This is a genomic window from Pseudomonas sp. 22526, assembly GCF_052044735.1.
Lineage (GTDB): Bacteria > Pseudomonadota > Gammaproteobacteria > Pseudomonadales > Pseudomonadaceae > Aquipseudomonas > Aquipseudomonas piscium.
Genome location: NZ_JBQENK010000002.1, coordinates 323,860 through 348,128, shown reverse-complemented (window position 1 = coordinate 348,128; position 24,269 = coordinate 323,860). Strand labels below are relative to the sequence as shown.

Sequence of the window (24,269 nt, the reverse complement as noted above, 5' to 3'; positions counted from 1 at the left end):
TCGCAAGGAGTTTAGATGAGTGCCGATAACGCCTACGCGGTCGAGCTGAAGGGACTGTCCTTCAAGCGCGGTGCGCGCAGCATCTTCAATAATGTCGATATCCGTATTCCACGGGGCAAGGTCACCGGCATCATGGGGCCTTCCGGTTGCGGCAAGACCACGCTCCTGCGGTTGATGGGCGCGCAGTTGCGCCCCAGCAGCGGTGAAGTCTGGGTCAACGGCCAGAACCTGCCCAAGTTGTCGCGCGGCGATCTGTTCGACGCCCGCAAGCAGATGGGCGTGCTGTTTCAGAGCGGCGCGCTGTTCACCGATCTCGATGTGTTCGAGAACGTCGCCTTTCCGCTGCGCGTTCATACCCAGCTGCCGGATGAAATGATCCGCGATATCGTCCTGCTCAAGTTGCAGGCGGTCGGGTTGCGCGGTGCCATCGACCTGATGCCCGACGAGCTGTCCGGCGGCATGAAGCGTCGTGTGGCCCTGGCCCGGGCCATCGCCCTGGACCCGCAGATCCTCATGTACGACGAGCCGTTCGTAGGCCAGGACCCGATCGCCATGGGCGTGCTGGTGCGCCTGATCCGCCTGCTCAACGACGCGTTGGGTATCACCAGCATCGTGGTTTCCCATGATCTGGCGGAAACCGCGAGCATCGCCGACTACATCTATGTGGTGGGCGATGGCCAGGTGCTGGGGCAGGGCACGCCCGACGAATTGATGGATTCCGATAACCCGCGGATCCGCCAGTTCATGAAAGGCGACCCCGACGGTCCGGTACCCTTTCACTTTCCAGCGCCTGATTACCGCGCAGATCTTCTGGGGAAGCGCTGATGCGCAAAGTATCTTTATTGGAGCGAATTCGTCTGTTCGGTCGCTCGGGCATCGACGTTCTCGCGGTGCTCGGGCGTTCGAGCCTGATGTTGTTTCACGTGTTGTTCGGCCGCGGCAGCATCGGCGGCGGCTTTGGCCTCTTGGTCAAGCAGCTGCATTCGGTGGGCGTGATGTCCCTGGTGATCATCGTGGTCTCCGGGATATTCATCGGCATGGTACTGGCGCTGCAGGGCTTCAATATCCTGTCCAGCTACGGTTCGGAGCAGGCGGTGGGGCAGATGGTCGCCCTGACCCTGCTGCGTGAACTGGGGCCGGTGGTCACTGCATTGCTCTTCGCCGGCCGGGCCGGTTCGGCGCTGACCGCGGAAATCGGCAACATGAAAGCCACCGAACAGCTCTCCAGCCTGGAGATGATCGGTGTCGACCCGCTCAAATACATTGTCGCGCCACGTCTGTGGGCCGGTTTCATTTCCCTGCCGTTGCTGGCGATCATCTTCAGCGTGGTGGGCATCTGGGGCGGTTCGTGGGTGGCCGTCGACTGGCTGGGAGTCTATGAAGGTTCCTACTGGTCGAACATGCAAAACAGCGTGACGTTCAATGAGGACGTGCTCAATGGCATCGTCAAGAGCATCGTTTTCGCCTTTGTCGTGACCTGGATCGCCGTATTCCAAGGCTATGACTGCGAGCCCACTTCAGAGGGGATCAGTCGTGCCACTACCAAGACCGTTGTGTACGCCTCGTTGGCCGTACTCGGCCTGGACTTTATTCTGACCGCCTTGATGTTTGGAGATTTCTGATGCAAAACCGCACCCTGGAAATCGGTGTCGGCCTTTTCCTGCTGGCTGGCATCCTGGCTTTGCTGTTGCTTGCCTTGCGGGTCAGTGGCTTGTCCCCGACCTCGAGCACCGATACTTATAAACTTTACGCCTATTTCGACAATATCGCCGGTTTGACGGTCAGAGCTAAAGTGACCATGGCCGGTGTGACCATCGGCAAGGTCACGGCTATCGATCTGGACCGTGACAGTTTCACTGGTCGGGTCACGCTGCAGTTGGAAAAGCGCGTAGATAACCTGCCGACCGACTCGACTGCATCTATCCTGACCGCTGGGCTGCTTGGCGAGAAATACATTGGTATCAGCGTCGGCGGCGAAGACTCGTTGCTCAAGGATGGCGGGACCATCCACGACACCCAGTCTTCACTGGTACTTGAGGACCTGATCGGTAAATTCCTGCTCAATACCGTTAGCAAAGACGCCAAATGAGGATTTTTTCATGATCTCTACCTTGCGACGTAGCCTGTTGGTATTACTGGCGGCCTTGCCGTTGATGGCTCACGCCGTGGCGGCGCCTTCCGCGCATGATCTGGTACAGGACACCACCAACCGTCTGCTGGCCGACCTGGCCGCCAACAAAGAAAAGTACAAGCAGGACCCGCAAGACTTTTATGCGGCGCTGAACAGCATCGTGGGTCCGGTCGTGGATGCCGAAGGCATTTCCAAGAGCATCATGACGGTCAAGTACTCGCGTAAGGCCACGCCGGAGCAAATGCGCACCTTTGAGGAGAACTTCAAGAAGGGCCTGTTCCAGTTCTATGGCAACGCCTTGCTGGAGTACAACAACCAGGGCATCGTCGTTGACCCTGCCAGGGACGAGTCGGGAGACCGTACCAGCGTCGGCATGACGGTCAAGGGCAGCAACGGCGCGGTCTATCCTGTGTCCTACACGCTGGAGAAGATCAACGGCGAGTGGAAGCTGCGCAACGTGATCATCAACGGCATCAATATCGGCAAGCTGTTCCGCGATCAGTTCGCCGATGCCATGCAGCGCAACGGCAACGACCTGGACAAGACCATCAACAATTGGGCTGGCGAAGTGGCCAAGGCCAAGGAAGCGACCGAAAACTCGCCAGAGAAGGTCACGCAATGAGTGAGTCGGCCGTCCGTCTGGGTGAAGCCGGCGAACTGCTGATCAGCGGTGTGCTGGACTATCGTTCCGGCCCGGGCCTGCGCAAGCAGGGGCAGGCCCTGATCGGCTCCAGCACTGCAGCGGAACTGGTGCTCGACTGTTCTGCGGTAGAGAAGTCCAGTAGCGTCGGCTTGTCGTTGCTGCTGGCCTTCATGCGCGATGCCGCGGCAGCTGGCAAGGCCGTCAGCATCCGCGCGTTACCTGAAGACATGCGCGAAATCGCCGAGGTTTCCGGTTTGACCGAGCTGCTGGCACAGCCTTAGCAACCCATCGACAAGCAAGCCCCCCGTCAGAGTCCTGCTATGCGGGGTTCGCAGGCGCGGGGCTTTTTTGTATGATGTCCGACCCGCGCGCACAGGGCGCCGATTGAGGTTGAGCATGCAGGCCAACGAAGTGAAGAGCTTCCTTGAAGGAAAGCTGTCCGAGACTCTTTCATCCGTTCAGGTAGAAGTTGAGGGCGAAGGCTGCAACTTTCAGCTGAACGTGATCAGTGACGAACTGGTGGCCTTGAGTCCGGTCAAGCGTCAGCAGAGCATCTATGCCCATTTGAACCCGTGGATCGCCGATGGCAGCATCCATGCGGTCACTATGAAATTTTTCAGCAGCGCGGCCTGGGCCGAGCGCACCTGAGCCCAAGGGCGTCGAGATTCTTATGGATAAATTGATTATTACCGGCGGCGTTCGTCTTGATGGCGAGATCCGCATTTCCGGGGCAAAGAACTCTGCCCTGCCGATTCTGGCTGCAACCCTGCTGTGCGATGGCCCGGTCACGGTCGCCAACCTGCCGCACCTGCACGATATCACCACCATGATCGAGCTGTTCGGTCGCATGGGCATCGAGCCTGTGATCGACGAGAAGCTCAGCGTCGAAATCGACCCACGCACCATCAAGACCCTGGTTGCTCCTTATGAGCTGGTCAAGACCATGCGTGCCTCGATCCTGGTGCTGGGCCCTATGGTTGCCCGTTTCGGCGAAGCCGAAGTCGCGTTGCCTGGCGGTTGCGCCATCGGTTCGCGTCCGGTCGACCTGCACATCCGTGGCCTGGAAGCCATGGGCGCGGTGATCGACGTCGAAGGCGGCTACATCAAGGCCAAGGCGCCTGAAGGCGGCCTGCGCGGCGCGCACTTCTTCTTCGATACCGTGAGTGTGACCGGTACCGAGAACATCATGATGGCCGCCGCCCTGGCCAAAGGCCGCAGCGTGCTGCAGAACGCCGCCCGCGAACCTGAAGTGGTCGACCTGGCGAACTTCCTCAACGCCATGGGCGCCAAGGTTTCCGGCGCCGGTACCGACACCATCACCATCGACGGTGTCGAGCGCCTGCACTCGGCGATCTACAAGGTCATGCCTGACCGTATCGAGACCGGCACCTACCTGGTCGCCGCCGCCGTGACCGGTGGCCGCGTGAAGGTCAAGGACACCGATCCGACCATCCTCGAAGCCGTCCTGGAAAAACTCAAGGAATCCGGCGCCGAAGTCACCACCGGCGAGGACTGGATCGAGCTGAACATGCATGGCAAGCGTCCGAAGGCCGTCAACGTGCGTACTGCGCCGTACCCGGCGTTCCCGACCGACATGCAGGCCCAGTTCATCTCCCTCAACGCCATTGCCGAAGGCACGGGCGCAGTGATCGAGACCATCTTCGAAAACCGTTTCATGCACGTCTATGAGCTGCACCGCATGGGCGCGAAGATCCAGGTCGAAGGCAACACCGCGATCGTCACCGGCACCGAAATCCTCAAGGGCGCGCCAGTCATGGCCACCGACCTGCGGGCTTCGGCCAGCCTGGTGATCTCGGCCCTGATGGCCGAAGGCGACACCCTGATCGATCGCATCTACCACATCGACCGTGGTTACGAGTGCATCGAAGAGAAGCTGCAGATGCTCGGCGCCAAGATCCGCCGCGTACCGGGCTAGTTTGCGTGATGGGCACAGGGACGTGCCCCAAGGTTTGGTTCCAAGTCGAGCCTGTGTTCAGGCTCGATGCGTGTCTGGCGCCGTTTGCGACCGGGCATGAGTATCCTGATAAGGACTTACGTTTCCCATGTTGACCATCGCACTGTCCAAGGGCCGCATCCTTGATGACACCTTGCCGCTTCTGGCTGAAGCCGGCATCGTGCCTACCGAGAATCCGGACAAGAGCCGCAAGCTGATCATCCCCACGACCCAGGCCGATGTGCGCTTGCTGATCGTGCGCGCCACCGACGTGCCGACCTATGTCGAACATGGTGCCGCCGACCTCGGCGTGGCCGGTAAAGATGTGCTGATGGAATACGGCGGCCAGGGCCTGTACGAGCCGCTGGACCTGCAGATCGCCCAGTGCAAGCTGATGACCGCCGGTGCCATCGGCGTGGCCGAGCCCAAGGGCCGCCTGCGCGTCGCCACCAAGTTCGTCAACGTCGCCAAGCGCTACTACGCCGAACAGGGTCGCCAGGTCGACATCATCAAGTTGTACGGCTCGATGGAGCTGGCGCCGCTGATCGGCCTGGCGGACAAGATCATCGACGTGGTCGACACCGGCAACACCCTGCGGGCCAACGGCCTGGAGCCCCAGGAGCTGATTTCCATGATCAGTTCCCGTCTGGTGGTCAACAAGGCCTCCATGAAAATGCAGCACGCCCGCATCCAGGCACTGATCGACACCCTGCGCAAAGCAGTGGAGTCGCGACACCGCGGTTGATTCACTCGCGCGGCGCCAGCCGCGCCCGTCTATCCGTGTCATAGCCAATTTTCTCAGGTGCCCGCGCGAATGGACTGGTAGCTTAGGGTGCCTGAGCATTAGCCATTCAATGAGGCCCTCGCTATGACCGCTCCCACTGCAATTCGCCGACTCAACGCTGCTGACCCGGATTTCGCGCATCATCTGGATCATCTGCTGAGCTGGGAAAGTGTGTCTGACGACTCGGTCAATCAGCGGGTGCTGGACATCATCAAGGCGGTGCGTGAGCGCGGCGACGCGGCGCTGGTGGAATTCACCCAGCGTTTCGACGGCCTGCAAGTGGCGTCCATGGCCGACCTGATCCTGCCGCGCGAGCGCCTGGAACTGGCCCTGACCCGGATCACCCTGGCCCAGCGCGAAGCCCTGGAAAAGGCCGCGGCGCGGGTGCGCAGCTACCACGAAAAACAGAAGCAGGACTCCTGGAGCTACACCGAGGCCGACGGCACGGTGCTGGGCCAGAAGGTCACGCCGCTGGATCGCGCCGGCCTGTATGTGCCGGGCGGCAAGGCGTCTTATCCATCCTCGGTATTGATGAATGCCATCCCGGCCAAAGTCGCTGGCGTCACCGAAGTGGTGATGGTGGTGCCGACCCCGCGTGGCGAGGTCAATGAACTGGTGCTGGCCGCGGCCTGCATCGCCGGCGTCGACCGGGTGTTCACCATCGGTGGCGCCCAGGCCGTTGCCGCCCTGGCCTACGGTACCGAGAGCGTGCCGCAGGTGGACAAGGTGGTCGGTCCGGGCAACATCTATGTGGCCACCGCCAAGCGTCACGTATTCGGCCAGGTCGGCATCGACATGATCGCCGGTCCTTCGGAGATCCTGGTGGTCTGCGACGGCCAGACCGATCCGGACTGGATCGCCATGGACCTGTTCTCCCAGGCCGAGCACGACGAAGACGCCCAGGCGATCCTGGTCAGCCCCGACGCCGCGTTCCTCGATCAGGTCGCCGCCAGCATCGCCAAGCTGCTGCCGACCATGGAGCGCGCGGAAATCATCAATACCTCGATCAATGGCCGTGGCGCCTTGATCCAGGTGCGCGACATGCAGCAGGCCATCGAAGTGGCCAACCGCATCGCCCCGGAGCACCTTGAACTGTCCGTCGCCGATCCCCAGGCCTGGCTGCCGCAGATCCGTCACGCCGGCGCGATCTTCATGGGCCGTCACACCTCCGAGGCCCTGGGCGACTACTGCGCGGGCCCGAACCACGTGTTGCCGACTTCCGGCACGGCGCGTTTCTCCTCGCCGCTGGGGGTGTATGACTTCCAGAAACGTTCGTCGATCATTTTCTGCTCCGAGCAGGGCGCTTCCGAACTGGGCAAGACCGCCTCGGTGCTGGCCCGTGGCGAGTCGCTGAGCGCCCACGCCCGCAGTGCGGAATACCGGATCATCGCTGACCAGGAACAGGGGCAATAAGCATGAGTAAATTCTGGAGTCCGTTCGTCAAGGACTTGGTGCCCTATGTGCCGGGCGAACAGCCGAAGCTGACCAAACTGGTCAAGCTCAACACCAACGAAAACCCTTACGGCCCGTCGCCCAAGGCGCTGGCCGCGATGCAGGGCGAACTGAACGACAACCTGCGCCTGTACCCGGACCCCAACAGCGACCTGCTCAAGCAGGCGGTGGCCCGGTACTACGGGGTGCAGAGCAACCAGGTGTTCCTCGGCAACGGTTCCGACGAAGTGCTGGCGCACATCTTCCACGGCTTGCTGCAGCACGACCAGCCGCTGCTGTTCCCGGACATCAGCTACAGCTTCTATCCGGTGTATTGCGGCCTGTACGGCATCGACTTCGACGCGGTGCCGCTGGACGAGCAATTCCAGATCCGCCCAGCCGATTACGCCAGGCCGAACGGCGGAATCATCTTCCCCAACCCGAACGCGCCGACCGGCTGCCTGCTGGCCCTGGAGGCCGTCGAGCAGATCCTCGAGGCCAGCCCGGATTCGGTCGTGGTGGTGGACGAGGCTTACATCGACTTCGGCGGTGAAACCGCCATCAGCCTGGTGGACCGCTATCCGAACTTGCTGGTGACCCAGACCCTGTCCAAGTCCCGTTCGCTGGCTGGCCTGCGGGTCGGCCTGGCGGTGGGGCACCCGGACCTGATCGAGGCGCTGGAGCGGATCAAGAACAGCTTCAACTCCTACCCGCTGGATCGCCTGGCGATAGTTGGCGCCGCGGCGGCGTTCGATGATCGCGAGTACTTCGCCAAGACCTGCCAGCTGGTGATCGACAGTCGCGAGCAGGTGGTGGCGCAGTTACGCGCCAAGGGCTTTGAAGTGCTGCAGTCGGCCGCCAACTTCATCTTTGCCCGTCACCCACGACATGATGCGGCGGGCCTGGCGGCCAAGCTGCGGGAGCAGGGGGTGATTGTCCGGCACTTCAAGCAGGAGCGGATTGCCCAGTTCCTGCGGATCAGTATCGGTACGCCGGAGCAGAACCAAGCCCTGATCGACGGCCTGGGCGAGCTGTAAGCCCTACCGCGAGCCAGCTCTCTCCTGTTGGAGCGAGCTGGCTGGCGATGCTTTTACTCTTTTTCCTTGACCGGTGCCGGTGGCGGGCGCAGGCCGATTTCGGCGGTGAGCTTGAGCTCCTTGCCGTTGCGCATCACCTGGATGCTGACCTTGTCGCTGGGTTTGATCCGCGCCACCTGGTTCATCGAGCGACGGCCATCGCCGGCCGGCTCGCCATCGATGCTGAGAATCACGTCCCCCAACTGCATGCCGGCCTTTTGCGCCGGACCGTCGCGGAAAATCCCCGCCACCACGATGCCCGGGCGCCCGGACAAGCCGAAGGATTCGGCCAGTTCCTGGGTCAGCGGCTGCACCTCGATGCCCAGCCAGCCACGAATCACCTGGCCGTGCTCGATGATCGACTTCATCACCTCCATGGCCAGCTTGATCGGGATGGCGAAGCCAATGCCCTGGGAACCGCCGGACTTGGAGAAGATCGCCGTGTTGATCCCGGTCAGGTTGCCGTTGGCATCCACCAGCGCGCCGCCGGAGTTGCCCGGGTTGATCGCCGCGTCGGTCTGGATGAAGTCTTCGTAGTTGTTCAGGCCCAGCTGATTGCGCCCGGTGGCGCTGATGATGCCCATGGTCACGGTCTGGCCGACCCCGAACGGGTTGCCGATGGCCAGGGTCACGTCACCGATGCGGATGCTGTCGGAGCGCCCGACGGTGATCGAGGGCAGGTTCTTCAGGTCGATCTTGAGGACCGCCAGGTCGGTTTCCGGGTCGCTGCCGATCACGTGGGCCAGGGTTTCGCGACCGTCCTTGAGCGCGACCACAATCTGTTCGGCGCCGGAGGTCACGTGGTTGTTGGTCAGCAGATAACCTTCGGGGCTCATGATCACCCCGGAACCCAGGCTCGACTCCATGCGCTGCTGCTTGGGCAGGTTGTCGCCGAAGAAGCGGCGGAACTGCGGGTCCTCGAACAAGGGATGCGCCGGTTTGTTGATGACCTTGGTGGTGTACAGGTTGACCACCGCCGGCGCGGCGATCGCCACGGCATCGGCATAGGACACCGGGCCTTGGCGCAGCGCCTTGGTTTGCGGAGCTTGCTGCAGGTTGACGTCCAGGCTGGGCAGGCCGACCCATTGCGGGTAACGCTGAATTATCAGCAACGCGATAAGCACGCCGGCCAACAGCGGCCAGCCAAAAAAACGCAGAGCCTTGAGCATTGAGCAAGTCCTGAGAGGTTGCAGGCCGCCCGGGACGGCCCATAATGTCGCGCATTATACGAGGCCGCGCGCGCCTCTGAACGGGATATTTAGGAGTCTTTTATGGCCGTTGCCCTGAGCACTCTGGTAGAGGAGGCGGACCGCTACCTGGGCAGTTCGCGAATCGCCGATTACTGCCCCAATGGCCTGCAGGTCGAAGGCCGGCCACAGGTGATGCGCATCGTCAGCGGCGTCACGGCCAGCCAGGCGCTGCTCGATGCTGCGGTGGAGGCCAATGCCGATCTGGTGCTGGTGCATCACGGCTATTTCTGGAAAGGCGAGAACCCCTGCATCACCGGCATGAAGCAGCGCCGGCTGAAAACCCTGCTCAAGCAGGATATCAGCCTGCTGGCCTATCACCTGCCGCTGGACCTGCACCCGGACGTCGGCAACAACGTGCAACTGGCGCGGCAACTGGATATTACTGTGGAAGGCCCGCTGGACCCGGACAACCTGAAGATCGTCGGGCTGGTCGGCTCCCTCGCCGAGCCCATGACCGCGCGGGACTTCGCGCGCAAGGTCCAGGAGGTGATGGGGCGCGAGCCGCTGGTGGTCGAAGGCAGCAAGATGATCCGGCGTGTCGGCTGGTGCACCGGTGGCGGCCAGGGCTATATCGACCAGGCGGTGCTGGCCGGCGTCGACCTGTACTTGAGCGGCGAGGCTTCGGAGCAGACCTTCCACAGCGCTCGGGAAAACGACATCAGTTTTATCGCCGCCGGCCATCACGCCACCGAGCGTTACGGCGTGCAGGCGCTGGGGGATTACCTGGCCCGTCGCTTCGCCCTCGAGCACTTGTTCATCGACTGCCCGAACCCTATATAAAGTCTTGTCCTGTAGCCGCTGCCGCNTCAAGAGCACGCCTGTCGCGCAGTCGATCGCAGCCTGCGGCAGCGGCTACGGAGAGGCGTAAACACAGCAAACAGGCGGGTATATTCATATACCGTTTCGATCTAGCTGGCGTCCTGATTAGAAGAGGTCGCTGTGCTAGCATGCCCCGCTCGAACACGGCCCGCAGGCCGTCCATAAGAAAGCTTTCGTGAGTAGCCATGGTCGACAAACTGACGCATCTGAAACAGCTGGAGGCGGAAAGCATCCACATCATCCGCGAGGTGGCCGCCGAGTTCGACAACCCGGTGATGCTGTACTCCATCGGTAAAGACTCCGCCGTGATGCTGCACCTGGCGCGCAAGGCGTTCTTCCCGGGCAAGCTGCCGTTTCCGGTGATGCACGTCGACACCCAGTGGAAATTCCAGGAGATGTACAAGTTCCGCGATCGCATGGTCGAAGAGCTGGGCCTGGAACTGATCACCCACGTCAACCCGGAAGGCGTTGCGCAGGGCATCAACCCCTTCACCCACGGCAGTGCCAAGCACACCGACATCATGAAGACCGAGGGCCTCAAGCAGGCGCTGGACAAGTACGGTTTCGATGCGGCGTTCGGCGGTGCCCGGCGTGACGAAGAGAAATCCCGCGCCAAGGAGCGCGTGTACTCGTTCCGCGACAGCAAGCATCGCTGGGACCCGAAGAACCAGCGCCCCGAGCTGTGGAACGTCTACAACGGCAAGGTCAACAAGGGCGAGTCGATCCGCGTCTTCCCGCTGTCGAACTGGACCGAGCTGGACATCTGGCAATACATCTACCTCGAAGGCATCCCGATCGTGCCGCTGTACTTCGCCGCCGAGCGTGAAGTGATCGAGAAGAACGGCACCCTGATCATGATCGACGACGAGCGCATCCTCGAGCACCTCTCCGACGAGGAGAAGGCCCGCATCGTCAAGAAGAAGGTGCGTTTCCGTACCCTTGGCTGCTACCCGTTGACGGGCGCGGTGGAGTCCGAGGCCGAAAGCCTGACGGACATCATTCAGGAAATGCTCCTGACGCGAACTTCCGAGCGCCAGGGCCGGGTCATCGATCACGATGGCGCCGGTTCCATGGAAGACAAGAAACGTCAGGGCTATTTCTAAGTAGGGTCTAACATGTCGCATCAATCCGAATTGATCAGCGAGGACATCCTCGCCTACCTGGCCCAGCACGAACGCAAAGAACTGCTGCGCTTCCTGACTTGCGGTAACGTCGACGACGGCAAGAGCACCCTGATCGGGCGCCTGCTGCACGACTCGAAGATGATCTACGAAGACCATCTGGAAGCCATTACCCGCGACTCGAAAAAAGTCGGCACCACCGGTGACGACATCGACCTGGCGTTGCTGGTCGACGGCCTGCAGGCCGAGCGTGAGCAGGGCATCACCATCGATGTCGCCTACCGCTACTTCTCCACCGCCAAGCGCAAATTCATCATCGCCGACACCCCCGGCCATGAGCAGTACACCCGCAACATGGCCACCGGTGCTTCCACCTGCGACCTGGCGATCATCTTGGTGGATGCCCGTTACGGCGTGCAGACCCAGACCCGTCGCCACAGCTTCATCGCCTCCCTGCTGGGCATCAAGCACATAGTCGTGGCCATCAACAAGATGGACCTCAAGGACTTCGACCAGGGCGTGTTCGAGTCGATCAAGGCCGACTACCTGAAGTTCGCCGAAGGCCTGAAGATGAAGCCCACCAGCCTGCACTTCGTGCCGATGTCGGCCCTCAAGGGCGACAACGTGGTGAACAAGTCCGAGCGCTCGCCGTGGTACACCGGCCAGTCGCTGATGGAGATCCTCGAGACCGTGGAAGTGGCGGGCGACCGCAACTTCACCGACCTGCGCTTCCCGGTGCAGTACGTCAACCGTCCGAACCTGAACTTCCGCGGTTTCGCCGGGACCCTGGCCAGCGGCATCGTGCACAAGGGCGACGAAGTCGTGGTGCTGCCGTCGGGCAAGAGCAGCCGGGTGAAGTCCATTGTCACCTTCGAAGGCGAGCTGGAACATGCCGGCCCGGGCCAGGCCGTGACCCTGACCATGGAAGACGAGATCGACATCTCCCGTGGCGACCTGCTGGTGCATGCCGACAACGTACCGCCGGTGACCGACAGCTTCGAAGCCATGCTGGTATGGATGGCCGAAGAGCCGATGCTTCCGGGCAAGAAATACGACATCAAGCGCGCCACCAGTTACGTGCCGGGCTCCATCGCCAGCATCGTCAACAGGGTCGACGTGAACACCCTTGAAGAAGGTCCGGCCAGCGCTCTGCAGCTGAACGAGATCGGCAAGGTCAAGATTGCTCTCGACGCGCCGATCGCCCTCGACGGTTACGACAGCAACCGCACCACCGGTGCCTTCATCGTCATCGACCGCTTGACCAACGGTACCGTCGGCGCCGGCATGATCGTCGCCCAGCCTGTGGTCCATGGCAGCGCCACGCACCATGGCAAGCTGGCCCATGTAGCCACCGAGGAGCGCGCCCAGCGCTTCGGCCAGCAGCCGGCCACAGTACTGTTCAGCGGCCTGTCCGGCGCTGGCAAGAGCACCTTGGCCTACGCGGTCGAGCGCAAGCTGTTCGACATGGGCCGTGCGGTGTTCGTCCTCGACGGCCAGAACCTGCGTCACGACCTGAACAAGGGCCTGCCCCAGGATCGCGCCGGGCGCACCGAGAACTGGCGTCGTGCCGCGCACGTGGCGCGTCAGTTCAACGAAGCCGGCCTGCTGACTCTGGCGGCATTCGTTGCGCCGAGTGCGGAAGGTCGTGAACAGGCCAGGGACCTGATCGGCAAGGAGCGTCTGCTGACGGTCTACGTCCAGGCCTCGCCGGCGGTCTGCGCCGAGCGTGATCCGCAGGGCTTGTACGCCGCTGCTGGGGATAACATCCCGGGCGAGTCCTTCCCGTACGATGTGCCGCTGGATGCCGATCTGGTGATCGACACCCAGTCCGTGTCGCTGGAAGAGGGCGTCAAGCAAGTGCTGGAACTGCTGCGCAAGCGCGGCGCGATCTAAGCCTTAGCGGCCGATAAAAAGCCCGCCGTCGAGTGATCGACGGCGGGCTTTTTTGTGGCTTCGAGATTGCTATCGCGGGCAAGCCTCGCTCCTACAGANNNCCCGCGATGAGGCCCTTGCAGGCGCTCGGTTACTTCTCCGGATACTCCCGATGCATCTGCTCCAGCAGCGCATCCTTGTTCTGCCACAGCTGGTTGATCCAGCCCTGGAACTCCAGGCGGTACGCGCCATCCTGGTCGTAGTTCTTGCCGATGAACTGCGGTGGAATCGGCAGCTCCTCGAAATGCACCACCACCTCATTGACCTTGCCGCACAACAGGTCCCAGTAACCCGGCTGGCCCGCCGGGTAGTGGATGGTGACGTTGACGATGGACTCTAGTTGCTCGCCCATGGCGTCCAGCACGAAGGCGATGCCGCCGGCCTTGGGCTTGAGCAGGTAGCGGAACGGTGAGGCCTGTTGCGCGTGCTTGGCCTTGGTGAAGCGTGTGCCTTCGACGAAGTTGAAGATGCCCACCGGGTTGTCGCGGAATTTCGCGCAGGTCTTGCGGGTGGTCTCCAGGTCCTTGCCCTTTTTCTCCGGATGTTTTTCCAGGTAGGCCTTGGAGTAGCGCTTCATGAAGGGGAAGCCCAGGGCCCACCAGGCCAGGCCGATCACGGGGACCCAGATCAGCTCCTGCTTGAGGAAGAACTTCAGCGGGCGGATACGGCGGTTGAGCACGTATTGCAGGACCATGATGTCGACCCAGCTCTGGTGGTTGCTGGTGATCAGGTACGAGTGCCGGTAGTCCAGGCCGTCGAGTCCGCTGAGGTGCCAGCGGGTGTGCCCGAGCAGGCTCATCCAGGCCTTGTTGTTGCTGATCCAGGCTTCATGGATATGGCTCATCAGCCAGTCGGTGAAGCGCTGGGCCGCGGGGAAGGGCAGCAGCAACTTGAAGATCGCCACCACGAACAGCGGGGTGCAGCAGACGATGGTGTTGAGCGCCAACAACAGCGAGGCGATCACGCCGCGCAGCGGTGCAGGTAGAAAGTCCAGCATTTACACATCCAGAGGTCGGTTGGCGGCTTGAATTGCGGTCAGGGCGATGGTGTAGACGATGTCGTCGACCTGGGCGCCACGGGGCAGGTCGTTCACCGGTTTGCGCAGGCCTTGCAGCATCGGCCCGAGGCTGACGCAGTCGGCGCTGCGCTGCACGGCCTTGTGGGTGGTGTTGCCGGTGTTCAGGTCGGGGAACACGAACACCGTGGCCTTGCCGGCGACCTGGCTGTTGGGTGCCAGTTGTTGGGCCACGGCCTCGTTGGCCGCGGCGTCGTATTGCAACGGGCCGTCGATCAGCAGCGAACTCTGGGCTTCATGGGCCAGCAGGGTGGCTTCGCGGACTTTCTCCACTTCTTCGCCGCTGGCCGATTCGCCGCTGGAGTAGCTGATCATCGCTACCCGCGGGGTGATGCCGAACGCAGCCGCCGAGTCGGCGCTTTGCAGGGCGATCTCGGCCAGTTCGCTGGCGCTCGGGTGCGGGTTCATCACGCAGTCGCCGTAGACCAGCACCTGCTCGGGGAACAGCATGAAAAACACCGATGACACCAGGGTGCAGCCCGGCGCGGTCTTGATCAGCTGCAGGGCCGGGCGGATGGTGTTGGCGGTGGAGTGGATCAGGCCGGAGACCAGGCCATCGACTTCGTCCAGGGCCAGCATCATGGTGCCGATCACCACCGGGTCTTCCAGTTGCTGTTCGGCCATCGGCGCGTTGAGGCTCTTGCTCTTGCGCAGCGCCACCATCGGCTCGACGTAGCGTTCGCGGATCTGGTCCGGGTCGATGACTTCCAGGCCTGGCGGCAACTCGATGCCCTGGGCCCGGGCGACCGCCTCGACGTCCGCCGGCTTGGCCAGCAGCACGCAACGGGCGATGCCGCGCGCCTGGCAGATGGCCGCGGCCTGCACGGTCAGCGGTTCGCTGCCTTCGGGCAGGACGATGCGCTTGTTGGCTTCCTGGGCGCGCTGGATCAACTGGTAGCGGAACACCGCTGGCGACAGGCGCATTTCCCGCGGCGTGCCGCAGCGCTGGTGCAGCCACTTGGCGTCCAGGTGGCTGGCGACGAAGTCGGTGATGATCTCCGCGCGCTCGCGGTCATCGATGGGGATTTCCTTGTTCAGGCCATTCAGCTGGTTGGCGGTGTCGTAGGAGCCGGTGCTCACCGACAGCACCGGCAGGCCGGCATTCAAGGCGCCGCGGCACAGCTCCATGATCCGCGGATCGGGCAGGGTGTCGCTGGTCAGCAGCAGCCCGGCCAGGGGCACGCCGTTGATCGCCGCCAGGCTCACGGCGAGGATGATGTCGTCGCGATCGCCGGGTGTCACCACCAGTACGCCGGGCTTGAGCAGCTCCACGGTGTTACGCATGGTGCGCGCGCAGATGATGATCTTGGTCATGCGCCGGCTTTCGTAGTCGCCGGCGTTGAGCACCTGGGCGCCCATCAGGTCGGCCACGTCGCGGGTGCGCGGCGCGTTCAGTTCCGGCTGGAAGGGGATGCAGCCGAGCAGGCGGAAGTCGCCGCTGCGCAGCAGGGGCGAATGCTCCTTCAGGCGGGCGGAAAAGGCGTCCATGCTTTCGTCGGTGCGCACCTTGTTGAGGATCACCCCCAGCACTTTCGGGTCGCGCGGGCCGCCGAACAGCTGCGCCTGCAACTCCACGCGACCGGACAGCTCGGTGAGCACTTCGTTTTCCGGGGCGGACACCAGGATCACCTCGGCATCCAGGCTTTTCGCCAGGTGCAGGTTGACCCGTGCGGCATAGCTGGCGCTGCGGGTCGGCACCATGCCTTCGACCACCAGCACGTCCTTGCCGACGGCCGCCTGCTGGTAGAGGGTGATGATTTCTTCCAGCAGCTCGTCCAGCTGGCCGTCGCCGAGCATCCGTTCGACATGGGCCAGGCCCAGCGGTTGCGGCGGTTTCAGGCCGTGGGTGCGGGCCACCAGCTCGGTCGAGCGCTCAGGGCCGGTATCGCCTGGGTGAGGCTGGGCAATGGGTTTGAAGAAGCCGACCTTGAGGCCGGCCCGTTCCAGGGTACGCACCAGCCCGAGGCTGATGGAGGTCAGACCCACACCAAAATCGGTGGGCGCGATAAAAAAAGTTTGCATGCGGATTCTCGACGGGTGCATGGCAACGGTGAGGCGCTTAGGTTTAATGCTCTACCGGAAATTCAGGCGCCAAGGTTAGCGCTAACCGAGCCTTGTGCGCACCAACCGCAGGCAAAGGGCTGGCCTATTTTTTCCCTGCGTTTTAGCGGATCCAGGATCCACGCCCGGGATTGCCAGGGCGGCTGGTGGCGCAGGTGCTGGGTATGGCCACAGGACAGCTCGACGACCCAGTGGCCGTCTTCATCCTGATGAAAGCCGACGACAGTCGGGCCTGGCGTTAAGTTCCGTTTGTCCGGGTTCCGTTCGCTTTCGGGCGATTGCTTCGCTAAACTTGGACGTTCTTCATTCTTATGCAAAAGGTCTCGCCCCATGCTGATCGCCGCCAATAAGGCTGTCTCCATCGACTATACCCTCACCAACGACGCTGGTGAGGTCATCGACAGCTCTGCCGGCGGCGCCCCGCTGGTCTACCTGCATGGCGCAGGGAACATCATTCCAGGTCTGGAAAAGGCCCTGGAAGGCAAGAACGTCGGCGACGAGCTGAGCGTTGCCGTTGAGCCGGAAGATGCCTACGGCGAATACGCCGCCGAACTGGTCAGCACCCTGAGCCGCAGCATGTTCGAAGGCGTCGACGAACTGGAAGTGGGCATGCAGTTCCACGCTTCCGCTCCGGACGGCCAGATGCAGATCGTCACCATCCGCGACCTGGACGGCGACGATGTGACCGTCGACGGCAACCACCCGCTGGCCGGCCAGCGCCTGAACTTCAAGGTCAAGGTTGTCGACATCCGTGACGCCAGCCAGGAAGAAATCGCCCATGGTCACGTCCATGGCGAAGGTGGCCATCACCACTGATTTCTGCGCTAAGCTCAAGTCTGACTGGAGAGGCGCCCTAGGGCGCCTTTTTAGTCGGCGACTTTTCTTGCCGGGCAACAGGCGGTACTGTCGAGTGGCTGTTTTCTGGAAGAACACGGGAATTTGGAGTTCGTCATGAGTGCTTTTCACGACCTTAAATTGAAAGCCCTGGATGGTCAGGAGCTACCGCTCGCGCCTTTCAAGGGGCACGTCGTGCTGGTGGTCAACGTCGCCTCCAAGTGTGGTCTGACACCACAATACGCGGCGCTGGAGAACCTCTACCAGCAATACAAGGGCCAGGGGTTCAGCGTGCTGGGCCTGCCGTGCAATCAATTCGCCGGGCAGGAGCCGGGCTCCGAGCAGCAGATCCAGGAGTTCTGCAGCCTCAACTACGGGGTGACCTTTCCGTTGAGCAGCAAGCTGGAAGTCAACGGTCCGGAGCGCCATCAGTTGTACCGTCTGCTGGCGGGCGAAGGGGCGGAATTTCCGGGCGACATCACCTGGAACTTCGAGAAGTTCCTGCTGGGCAAGGACGGCCGCGTCCTGGCGCGTTTCTCCCCGCGCACCGCACCCGATGATCCGGCCGTGGTCCAGGCCATCGAAAAAGCCTTGAGCTGAATCTGCACGCCGGGCCCCGCTGCCCGGCCAGTTTTACCGCGCGTTCGCGCACCTCTCGCTTCTCTGCGCTTTGGCACCTTAATCACCCTGATCAATAGTGCTGGGCGTTGCCTGGGGCACGGAATATTATCGCCATCATAAGGCCGTCGGCGTACCCGCCCGACCTGCCGCTTCCCGCGATTCAGACCCTCAGCCCTGGAGTACAGCATGCCCGTTCAAGCCTTGTTCAAACCCTTTCAGCTGGGTGCCCTGGAGCTGTCGAGCCGTGTGGTGATGGCGCCGATGACCCGGTCGTTTTCCCCGGGCGGCGTGCCGAACTCGAAAGTCATCGAGTACTACCGTCGCCGCGCCGCGGCCGGGGTCGGCCTGATCATCACCGAAGGCACCACGGTCGGGCACAAGGCCTCCAACGGTTATCCGAACGTGCCGCGCTTCTATGGCGAAGCGGCCCTGGCCGGCTGGAAGAAGGTGGTGGACGCGGTGCACGCCGAAGGCGGCAAGATCGTTCCACAGCTGTGGCATGTGGGCAACGTGCGCCGTCTGGGCACCGAGCCGGATGCCAGCGTGCCGGGTTACGGCCCGTCGGAGAAACTCAAGGACGGCCAGGTGGTGGTCCATGGCATGACCCAGGACGACATCCACGAGGTGATCGCGGCCTTCGCCCAGGCCGCCAAGGATGCCCAGAGCATCGGCATGGACGGCGTGGAGATCCACGGCGCCCACGGCTACCTGGTCGACCAGTTCTTCTGGGAAGGCAGCAACCAGCGCACTGACGAGTACGGTGGCGATCTGGCCCAGCGCTCGCGGTTTGCCATCGAGCTGATCCAGGCCGTGCGCGCCGCGGTGGGCCCGGGCTTCCCGATCATCTTCCGCTTCTCGCAGTGGAAGCAGCAGGACTACAGCGCCCGCCTGGTACAAACCCCCGAGGCTCTGAGCGAGTTCCTCAAGCCGCTGGCGGACGCCGGTGTGGATATCTTCCACTGCTCCACCCGGCGTTTCTGGGAGCCGGAGTTCGAGGGTTCCGAACTGAACCTGGCCGGCTGGACCCGCCAGCTCACCGGCAAGCCGACCATCACCGTGGGCAGCGTCGGCCTCGACGGCGAGTTCCTGCAGTTCATGGTCAACACCGACAAGGTGGCGCAGCCGGCGAGCCTGGAAAAACTTCTGGAGCGTCTGAACAACGATGAGTTCGACCTGGTGGCGGTAGGCCGTGCATTGCTGGTGGACCCGGACTGGGCGCAGAAGGTGCGTGACGGCCGCGAGCAGGACATCCTGCCGTTCAGCCGTGAGGCGTTGATGACGCTGGTTTAAGCGCAGCCTCTGGAATGCTATCGCGGGCAAGTCGGATCGCCGCCCGCTCGCTCCTACACGAACGGTGATCCTGTAGGAGCGAGGCTTGCCCGCGATGCTTTTGGCTCTGATGTTTTCAGCGCTAGGGCAACAACCGCCCCTCAGGCACCACCACTTCTTCCATGCAGGCACCACGCAGCTGGGTTTCAAACTGCTCGATGATCGCCGCCCAGCCTTGGCGGCTGGCATGCTGGCGGGCATTGAGGCGCACCCGGCGCAAAGTCTCGGGCTCCTCCAGCAGCCAGTTGGCCGCATCGCAGAACGCACATTCGTCCCCAGGCATCGCCAGCACACCGTTGTAGCCATGGCGAATATGCTGGGCCGCCGCGGCCTGGTCGTAAGCCACCACGGCCAGCCCCGAGGCCAGGGCCTCGAGCACCACATTGCCGAAGGTTTCGGTCAGGCTCGGGAACAGAAACAGATCCCCCGACGCATAGTGACTGGCCAGCGCTTCGCCGCGTTGCGAGCCACAGAACACGGCGTCCGGCAACTCCTTCTGCAGGACTGCGCGTTGCGGGCCATCGCCCACCACGATCAACTTCATGGCCTGCTGTGGATAAGTGTTCTGCAGCTGGGTGAAGCAGCGTTTGAGCAGGCCCAGGTTCTTCTCCGGCGCCAGGCGGCCAACGTGAATCACCGCGATATCGTCGTTGCCCAGGCCCCAGCTTTCGCGCAGCTCGTTGAGGCGTTTGGCCGGGTGAAACAGCTGGCTATCGACCCCGCGCGACAGCAGCGCCAGGCGCTCGAAGTTGCGCCGCTCCAGCTCCAGGCGCTGGCTGGCGCTGGGCACCAGGGTCAGCTTGGAGCGGTTGTGGAACCAGCGCAGGTAGTGGGTCAGCAGGCGTGTCAGCAAACCCAGGCCGTACTGGCTGGAGTACTGCTGGAAGTTGGTGTGGAAACCGCTGACCACGGAAATCCCCAGGCGCCGCGCCGCTCGCAGCGCGGACAGGCCCAGCGGGCCCTCGGTGGCGATGTACAGCACATCCGGGCGATGGCGTTTCCAGCGCCGCAGCAGCTTGTGCATCGACGACTGGCCCCATTGCAGCCCCGGATAACCCGGCAGCGGCCAGCCGCGGCACAGCAGCAGCCCCTCGTCGCTGACCCGGCTCTGATCGCTGCCCTGGCGCGGGCGAATCAGTTCCACCTGGTGTCCACGGGCGCGCAATCCATCGCACAGGCGGCCAAGGGTATTGGCCACGCCATTGATTTCCGGTGGGAAGGTTTCGGTGATCAGAGTGATATGCAGAGCTGTCGTCATGGCCTCAGTGTCAGCCGAGGCCATGTCGTCATTGTGACGTTGCGGTGATGGATTTGTGACCCGCTCAGCCTTGCTGGGCCACCAGGTTTTCCGCGCCGCGCTCGCGCACCCAGAACAGCGTCGCCCCGGCCACCGCCGCCGGCATCATCAGGATGTTGACCACCGGGATCAGCAGCACCAGATAGACGATCCCGCCAAAGCTCATGCTCTGCCAGCGCTTTTCCCGCAGCCAGGCGAGCATCTCGTTCCAGCCCAGCTTGTGGTTGTCCGCCGGGTAGTCGATGTACTGGATCGCCATCATCCACACGCCGAACAGCAGCCACAGCGGCGCGGCCACCAGGTTCACCACGGGAATGAAGGACAGGATGAACAGGCCGATGGCCCGCGGCAGGAAATAACCCAGCTTGCGCATTTCCCGGGCCAGGGTGCGCGGGATCATGGCCAGCAGTTCGGCCCAGCTGAAGGGCGGGAAGTTGTCGGTGCCGCGGACCACCACTTCGACTTTCTCCGCGAGGAAACCGTTGAAGGGCGCGGCGATCACGTTGGCCAGCATGGTGAAGGTGAAAAACACCATCAGCAGCACCAGCACCACGAACAGCGGCCAGAGGATGTAGCCGAGAAAGCTCAGCCAGTCCGGCAGGGAAGGCATCAGGGTGTCGACCCACAGGCTGAACTGTTGGCCGGCGAAATAGATCAATCCGACGAACAGCACCAGGTTGATGGCCAGGGGCAAAAGGACGAACAGACGCAAGCCGGGGCTGAGTACCAGCTTGAGGCCTTCGCGCAGGTATTGCGGGCCGGACAGAACGGGGGCGGGCATAAGGAGCTCCGTGCAAGGGGAAAACGCGCCGACCTTACCGGCTTTGCCCCACCGGCGAAAGCGCGGTCGTTAGGTCGACATCAACTGTAACAAAGGCGCCGGTAAATACACCGATACCGGATAGAGACCTCCTATGAGCTGGATTGTTAAACCGTATTTCCTTAATCTTCGCCCCCTCTATACGCTGCACCCATTATTTTTTGGACGGGCGAACCTGAAGCCTTCCCCAAGTGCTTTCGCCGTCCTTTTTTATTCCAGCCGGCAATCCGGCGTTCCGCGCCAGTGATCCGGGCCGGTCGATAGGAGTGAGTCATGTCTGATGTACGTCATTCGCGTGTGATTATTCTCGGTTCCGGCCCTGCCGGTTACAGCGCCGCGGTCTATGCCGCCCGCGCCAACCTGAAGCCGCTGCTGATTACCGGCATGCAGGCCGGCGGTCAGCTGACCACCACCACCGAAGTCGACAACTGGCCGGGTGATGTCCATGGCCTGACCGGCCCGGCGCTGATGGAGCGCATGCGTGAACACGCCGAGCGTTTCGAAACCGAAATCGTCTTCGATCACATCAATGCCGTGGACTTCGCCGCCAAGCCTTACACCCTGACCGGCGACAGCGCGACCTACACCTGCGACGCCCTGATCATCGCTACCGGCGCCAGCGCCCGCTACCTGGGCCTGCCTTCGGAAGAAGCCTTCATGGGCAAAGGCGTATCGGCCTGCGCAACCTGCGACGGTTTCTTCTATCGCAACAAGCCAGTGGCCGTGGTCGGTGGCGGCAACACCGCTGTCGAAGAAGCCCTGTACCTGGCCAACATCGCCAGCAAGGTCACCCTGATCCACCGTCGCGATACCTTCCGCGCCGAGAAGATCCTGATCGACAAGCTCAATGCCCGGGTTGCCGAAGGCAAGATCGAGCTCAAGCTGAACGCCAACCTGGACGAAGTGCTGGGCGACAACATGGGTGTCACCGGTGCGCGCCTGAAGAACAACGACGGCAGCTTCGACGAGATCAAGGTCGACGGCGTGTTCATCGCCATCGGCCACACTCCGAACACTTCGCTGTTCGAAGGCCAGCTGGCGCTGAAGGACGGCTACCTGGTGGTGCAGGGCGGCCGTGAAGGCAACGCCACCGCGACCAGCATCGAAGGTATCTTCGCCGCCGGTGACGTGGCCGACCACGTCTACCGTCAGGCCATTACCTCGGCCGGCGCCGGCTGCATGGCTGCGCTGGACACCGAGCGTTACCTGGACAATCTGCAGAACGCTTGATTCTCAGACCCTTGAAATGAAAAAACCGGCCCAGGCCGGTTTTTTTATGGATCACTGAATCCTGTAGCCGCTGCCGAGCAGCGCGAGGCTGCGATCAATCTAGGCGGTATCCGACGAAGTGGGTGCGCTTTCGATCTCGCAGGAGGTCCTGCGGACCTATCGCAGCCTGCGGCAGCGGCTACAGGGTTTATGGTCTCAGGCCTTGCGGGTCAGTGGCTGCTGCGCAAACTTCACACCCGCTAGGCCATGGGCGATCAGCGCGCGGATATTGCCGTGGTCGCTGCCTTCAGGGGTGGCCAGCACCGAGCGGTAATGCTCGCCGAACGCCAGCAGCGCTTCTTCATCGCTCAAGCCTTCCAGCAGGGCCAGGCCCAGGGTCTTGCACGAACCTTCGTTCTGCCCGGCGGCGTTCTCCACGCCACCGTTGTCGAAGGCCTGCGGCTGGTAGTCGTAGCCGGCGGCGATAAAGGCCAGGGTGTCGGCGAAGGCGTGCTCGCCGCTCTTGAGGCTGGCGCGCAAGGTGTTCAGGTCAGTCATGGGGTTTTCCTTTGGCGAACGCCGCTTGCTGCTCGGCGCTGGCTTCTTTCTGGTAGAGAGTCTTCCACTCGGCGTAGGGCATGCCATACACCACTTCACGGGCGTCATCGAGGCTGACCTCGATCTGGCGCTCGTCGGCCTCGGCCTTGTACCACTTGGACAGGCAGTTGCGGCAGAAGCCGGCGAGGTTCATCAGGTCGATGTTCTGCACGTCCTTGCGGCTGTCCAGGTGCGCGACCAGGCGGCGGAAGGCGGCGGCTTCGAGTTCCAGGCGTTGTTGCTCGGTCATAAGGTTCACTGCATATAGAGGGATGGGGATAGCGGCAAGTTACAAGCGGCAAGCTGCAAGTCAAAGCAGACCGGCTTTTACTTGCAGCTTGTAGCTAACGACTTGCGGCTAAGGTAATCGACACCGACTCGGCGAAACGCAGGGCATGGGGTTTGTCGACTTCGACCTCGGCGTACAGCACCGATTCGTTGGCCATGATCAGATCGAGGATTTCCTGGGTCAGGCGCTCGAGCAGGGCAAAGCGGTTGCCCTCCACGTGGGCGATGATCGCCTTGGTGATGGTGCGGTAGTTCAGCGCATGGTCGATGTCGTTGTCGCGCACGGCTTCTTGCGCGGCATACAGGATGGTCAGGTTGATCAGCACATCCTGCTTGTTGAGGATCTCGTCCTCGTTGATTCCGATGAAGGTCCGCAGGCACAGGTCCTTGACCCGGATGCGAGCCATTCCTGGCTGAAGTTGTGGCATTGCTACTTGCTCCGTCCGATCAATTGCAGGAATTCCTGGCGTGTGGTGCTCGACTCGCGAAAGGCGCCGAGCATCACCGAGGTGTGCATGGTCGAGTTCTGCTTCTCGACACCGCGCATCATCATGCACATGTGCTGGGCTTCGACGACCACCGCGACGCCGGCGGCCTGGGTCACCCGCTGCACCGCGTCGGCGATTTCCCGCGTGAGGTTTTCCTGGATCTGCAGGCGGCGGGCGAACATGTCGACGATCCGGGCGATCTTCGACAGGCCCAGCACCTTGCCGGTGGGAATATAAGCCACATGGGCCTTGCCGATGAAGGGCAGCAGGTGATGTTCGCACAGGGAATAGAGTTCGATGTCGGCGACTATGACCATTTCATCGTTGTCGGAGGCGAACAGCGCGCCATTGACTACCTCGTCCACCGACTGGCTGTAGCCATGACACAGGTACTGCATGGCCTTGGCCGCGCGTTGCGGGGTGTCGAGCAGGCCTTCGCGCTCGGGGTCTTCGCCGAGATCCTTGAGGATCTCGCGGTAATGCTGGGGCAGGGAAAGAGTCATGCAACG

The 24,269-nt window shown here is 62.6% G+C and carries 27 protein-coding genes; 17 read left to right on the top strand and 10 right to left on the bottom strand.

Annotation, left to right across the window (positions count from 1 at the left end):
- Positions 1-15: 15 nt before the first annotated feature.
- The 10 genes from ACTJKT_RS03985 (at position 16) to hisC (ending at position 7,980) form a co-directional block, all read left to right on the top strand.
- Positions 16-825, top strand: a complete 810-nt coding sequence (locus ACTJKT_RS03985) for an ATP-binding cassette domain-containing protein (RefSeq protein WP_009042197.1) — start codon at positions 16-18, stop codon at positions 823-825.
- Positions 825-1,622 (top strand): lipid asymmetry maintenance ABC transporter permease subunit MlaE, encoded by a 798-nt coding sequence (gene mlaE / locus ACTJKT_RS03980; RefSeq protein WP_440786265.1) that lies wholly within the window; start codon positions 825-827, stop codon positions 1,620-1,622. The genes ACTJKT_RS03985 and mlaE overlap by 1 nt, the downstream gene beginning before the upstream one ends.
- Positions 1,622-2,089 (top strand): outer membrane lipid asymmetry maintenance protein MlaD, encoded by a 468-nt coding sequence (mlaD, locus tag ACTJKT_RS03975; protein WP_097305599.1) that lies wholly within the window; start codon positions 1,622-1,624, stop codon positions 2,087-2,089. The genes mlaE and mlaD overlap by 1 nt, the downstream gene beginning before the upstream one ends.
- 10 nt (positions 2,090-2,099) lie before the next feature.
- On the top strand, positions 2,100-2,753 hold the full coding sequence (locus ACTJKT_RS03970; protein ID WP_097305598.1) for an MlaC/ttg2D family ABC transporter substrate-binding protein: 654 nt from the start codon (positions 2,100-2,102) through the stop codon (positions 2,751-2,753).
- Positions 2,750-3,055 (top strand): STAS domain-containing protein, encoded by a 306-nt coding sequence (locus tag ACTJKT_RS03965; RefSeq protein WP_440786264.1) that lies wholly within the window; start codon positions 2,750-2,752, stop codon positions 3,053-3,055. The genes ACTJKT_RS03970 and ACTJKT_RS03965 overlap by 4 nt, the downstream gene beginning before the upstream one ends.
- Before the next feature lie 115 nt (positions 3,056-3,170).
- Entirely contained in the window at positions 3,171-3,422 is a 252-nt protein-coding gene (locus ACTJKT_RS03960; protein ID WP_007929860.1) for a BolA family protein, read from the top strand.
- 22 nt (positions 3,423-3,444) lie between these two features.
- Entirely contained in the window at positions 3,445-4,710 is a 1,266-nt protein-coding gene (gene murA, locus ACTJKT_RS03955; protein ID WP_025806432.1) for a UDP-N-acetylglucosamine 1-carboxyvinyltransferase, read from the top strand.
- A gap of 127 nt (positions 4,711-4,837) precedes the next feature.
- Entirely contained in the window at positions 4,838-5,473 is a 636-nt protein-coding gene (hisG, locus tag ACTJKT_RS03950; RefSeq protein WP_440786263.1) for an ATP phosphoribosyltransferase, read from the top strand.
- Between the two features lie 123 nt (positions 5,474-5,596).
- Positions 5,597-6,925: a histidinol dehydrogenase gene (gene hisD, locus ACTJKT_RS03945; RefSeq protein ID WP_210688315.1), complete on the top strand. Its 1,329-nt coding sequence runs from the start codon at positions 5,597-5,599 to the stop codon at positions 6,923-6,925.
- A gap of 2 nt (positions 6,926-6,927) precedes the next feature.
- Positions 6,928-7,980, top strand: coding sequence for a histidinol-phosphate transaminase (hisC, locus tag ACTJKT_RS03940; RefSeq protein WP_440786262.1), 1,053 nt, complete (start codon positions 6,928-6,930; stop codon positions 7,978-7,980).
- Positions 7,981-8,033: 53 nt separating this feature from the next.
- Here the strand turns inward: hisC and algW are convergent, their stop codons facing one another.
- Positions 8,034-9,188, bottom strand: coding sequence for a Do family serine endopeptidase AlgW (gene algW / locus ACTJKT_RS03935; protein ID WP_025806436.1), 1,155 nt, complete (start codon positions 9,186-9,188; stop codon positions 8,034-8,036).
- Between the two features lie 102 nt (positions 9,189-9,290).
- Between algW and ACTJKT_RS03930 the strand changes: the two genes are divergently transcribed.
- The 3 genes from ACTJKT_RS03930 (at position 9,291) to cysN (ending at position 13,102) form a co-directional block, all read left to right on the top strand.
- Positions 9,291-10,049: a Nif3-like dinuclear metal center hexameric protein gene (locus ACTJKT_RS03930; RefSeq protein WP_025806437.1), complete on the top strand. Its 759-nt coding sequence runs from the start codon at positions 9,291-9,293 to the stop codon at positions 10,047-10,049.
- 224 nt (positions 10,050-10,273) lie between these two features.
- The gene (gene cysD, locus ACTJKT_RS03925; protein ID WP_007929849.1) at positions 10,274-11,191 is read left to right on the top strand and encodes a sulfate adenylyltransferase subunit CysD; all 918 of its coding nucleotides are present in this window, start codon (positions 10,274-10,276) and stop codon (positions 11,189-11,191) included.
- A gap of 12 nt (positions 11,192-11,203) precedes the next feature.
- Positions 11,204-13,102: a sulfate adenylyltransferase subunit CysN gene (cysN, locus tag ACTJKT_RS03920; RefSeq protein ID WP_097305593.1), complete on the top strand. Its 1,899-nt coding sequence runs from the start codon at positions 11,204-11,206 to the stop codon at positions 13,100-13,102.
- A 130-nt stretch (positions 13,103-13,232) separates the two neighbouring features.
- Here cysN and ACTJKT_RS03915 read toward each other — a convergent pair whose 3' ends face one another.
- From ACTJKT_RS03915 to ACTJKT_RS03905, 3 genes are all read right to left on the bottom strand, one after another.
- Entirely contained in the window at positions 13,233-14,138 is a 906-nt protein-coding gene (locus ACTJKT_RS03915) for an acyltransferase (protein WP_440786261.1), read from the bottom strand.
- The gene (gene pta, locus ACTJKT_RS03910) at positions 14,139-16,238 is read right to left on the bottom strand and encodes a phosphate acetyltransferase (protein WP_440786260.1); all 2,100 of its coding nucleotides are present in this window, start codon (positions 16,236-16,238) and stop codon (positions 14,139-14,141) included.
- Between the two features lie 62 nt (positions 16,239-16,300).
- Complete coding sequence (locus ACTJKT_RS03905; protein ID WP_080693479.1) at positions 16,301-16,639, bottom strand: DUF3565 domain-containing protein; 339 nt, start codon at positions 16,637-16,639, stop codon at positions 16,301-16,303.
- Here ACTJKT_RS03905 and ACTJKT_RS03900 point away from each other — a divergent pair.
- The 3 genes from ACTJKT_RS03900 (at position 16,608) to ACTJKT_RS03890 (ending at position 19,022) form a co-directional block, all read left to right on the top strand.
- Positions 16,608-17,093: an FKBP-type peptidyl-prolyl cis-trans isomerase gene (locus ACTJKT_RS03900; RefSeq protein ID WP_007929845.1), complete on the top strand. Its 486-nt coding sequence runs from the start codon at positions 16,608-16,610 to the stop codon at positions 17,091-17,093. The two genes, ACTJKT_RS03905 and ACTJKT_RS03900, sit on opposite strands and share 32 nt — an antisense overlap.
- Positions 17,094-17,228: 135 nt before the next feature.
- The gene (locus ACTJKT_RS03895) at positions 17,229-17,711 is read left to right on the top strand and encodes a glutathione peroxidase (RefSeq protein WP_097305590.1); all 483 of its coding nucleotides are present in this window, start codon (positions 17,229-17,231) and stop codon (positions 17,709-17,711) included.
- Between the two features lie 207 nt (positions 17,712-17,918).
- A complete protein-coding gene (locus tag ACTJKT_RS03890) occupies positions 17,919-19,022 on the top strand; it encodes an NADH:flavin oxidoreductase (RefSeq protein WP_440786259.1) in 1,104 nt (367 codons plus the stop codon).
- Between the two features lie 121 nt (positions 19,023-19,143).
- On the opposite strand, the gene ACTJKT_RS03885 is transcribed toward ACTJKT_RS03890, so the two are convergent.
- Together ACTJKT_RS03885 and cysZ are read right to left on the bottom strand one after the other, a co-directional pair.
- On the bottom strand, positions 19,144-20,343 hold the full coding sequence (locus tag ACTJKT_RS03885) for a glycosyltransferase family 4 protein (RefSeq protein ID WP_440786258.1): 1,200 nt from the start codon (positions 20,341-20,343) through the stop codon (positions 19,144-19,146).
- A gap of 40 nt (positions 20,344-20,383) precedes the next feature.
- Complete coding sequence (cysZ, locus tag ACTJKT_RS03880; RefSeq protein ID WP_440786257.1) at positions 20,384-21,139, bottom strand: sulfate transporter CysZ; 756 nt, start codon at positions 21,137-21,139, stop codon at positions 20,384-20,386.
- A gap of 312 nt (positions 21,140-21,451) precedes the next feature.
- On the opposite strand from cysZ, the gene trxB reads away from it, so the two are divergent.
- A complete protein-coding gene (gene trxB, locus ACTJKT_RS03875) occupies positions 21,452-22,408 on the top strand; it encodes a thioredoxin-disulfide reductase (RefSeq protein WP_025806445.1) in 957 nt (318 codons plus the stop codon).
- Positions 22,409-22,603: 195 nt separating this feature from the next.
- On the opposite strand, the gene ACTJKT_RS03870 is transcribed toward trxB, so the two are convergent.
- The 4 genes from ACTJKT_RS03870 to folE form a co-directional block, all read right to left on the bottom strand.
- Positions 22,604-22,945 carry a HopJ type III effector protein gene (locus ACTJKT_RS03870; protein ID WP_440786256.1) on the bottom strand — a complete coding sequence of 114 codons (342 nt, stop codon included), beginning with the start codon at positions 22,943-22,945 and terminating at the stop codon, positions 22,604-22,606.
- Positions 22,938-23,234, bottom strand: coding sequence for a DUF1244 domain-containing protein (locus ACTJKT_RS03865; protein WP_009047021.1), 297 nt, complete (start codon positions 23,232-23,234; stop codon positions 22,938-22,940). The genes ACTJKT_RS03870 and ACTJKT_RS03865 overlap by 8 nt, the downstream gene beginning before the upstream one ends.
- A gap of 94 nt (positions 23,235-23,328) precedes the next feature.
- Positions 23,329-23,700: a dihydroneopterin triphosphate 2'-epimerase gene (gene folX / locus ACTJKT_RS03860; protein ID WP_007929829.1), complete on the bottom strand. Its 372-nt coding sequence runs from the start codon at positions 23,698-23,700 to the stop codon at positions 23,329-23,331.
- Positions 23,701-23,702: 2 nt separating this feature from the next.
- Complete coding sequence (gene folE, locus ACTJKT_RS03855) at positions 23,703-24,263, bottom strand: GTP cyclohydrolase I FolE (protein WP_025806447.1); 561 nt, start codon at positions 24,261-24,263, stop codon at positions 23,703-23,705.
- Between the last annotated feature and the right edge of the window lie 6 nt (positions 24,264-24,269).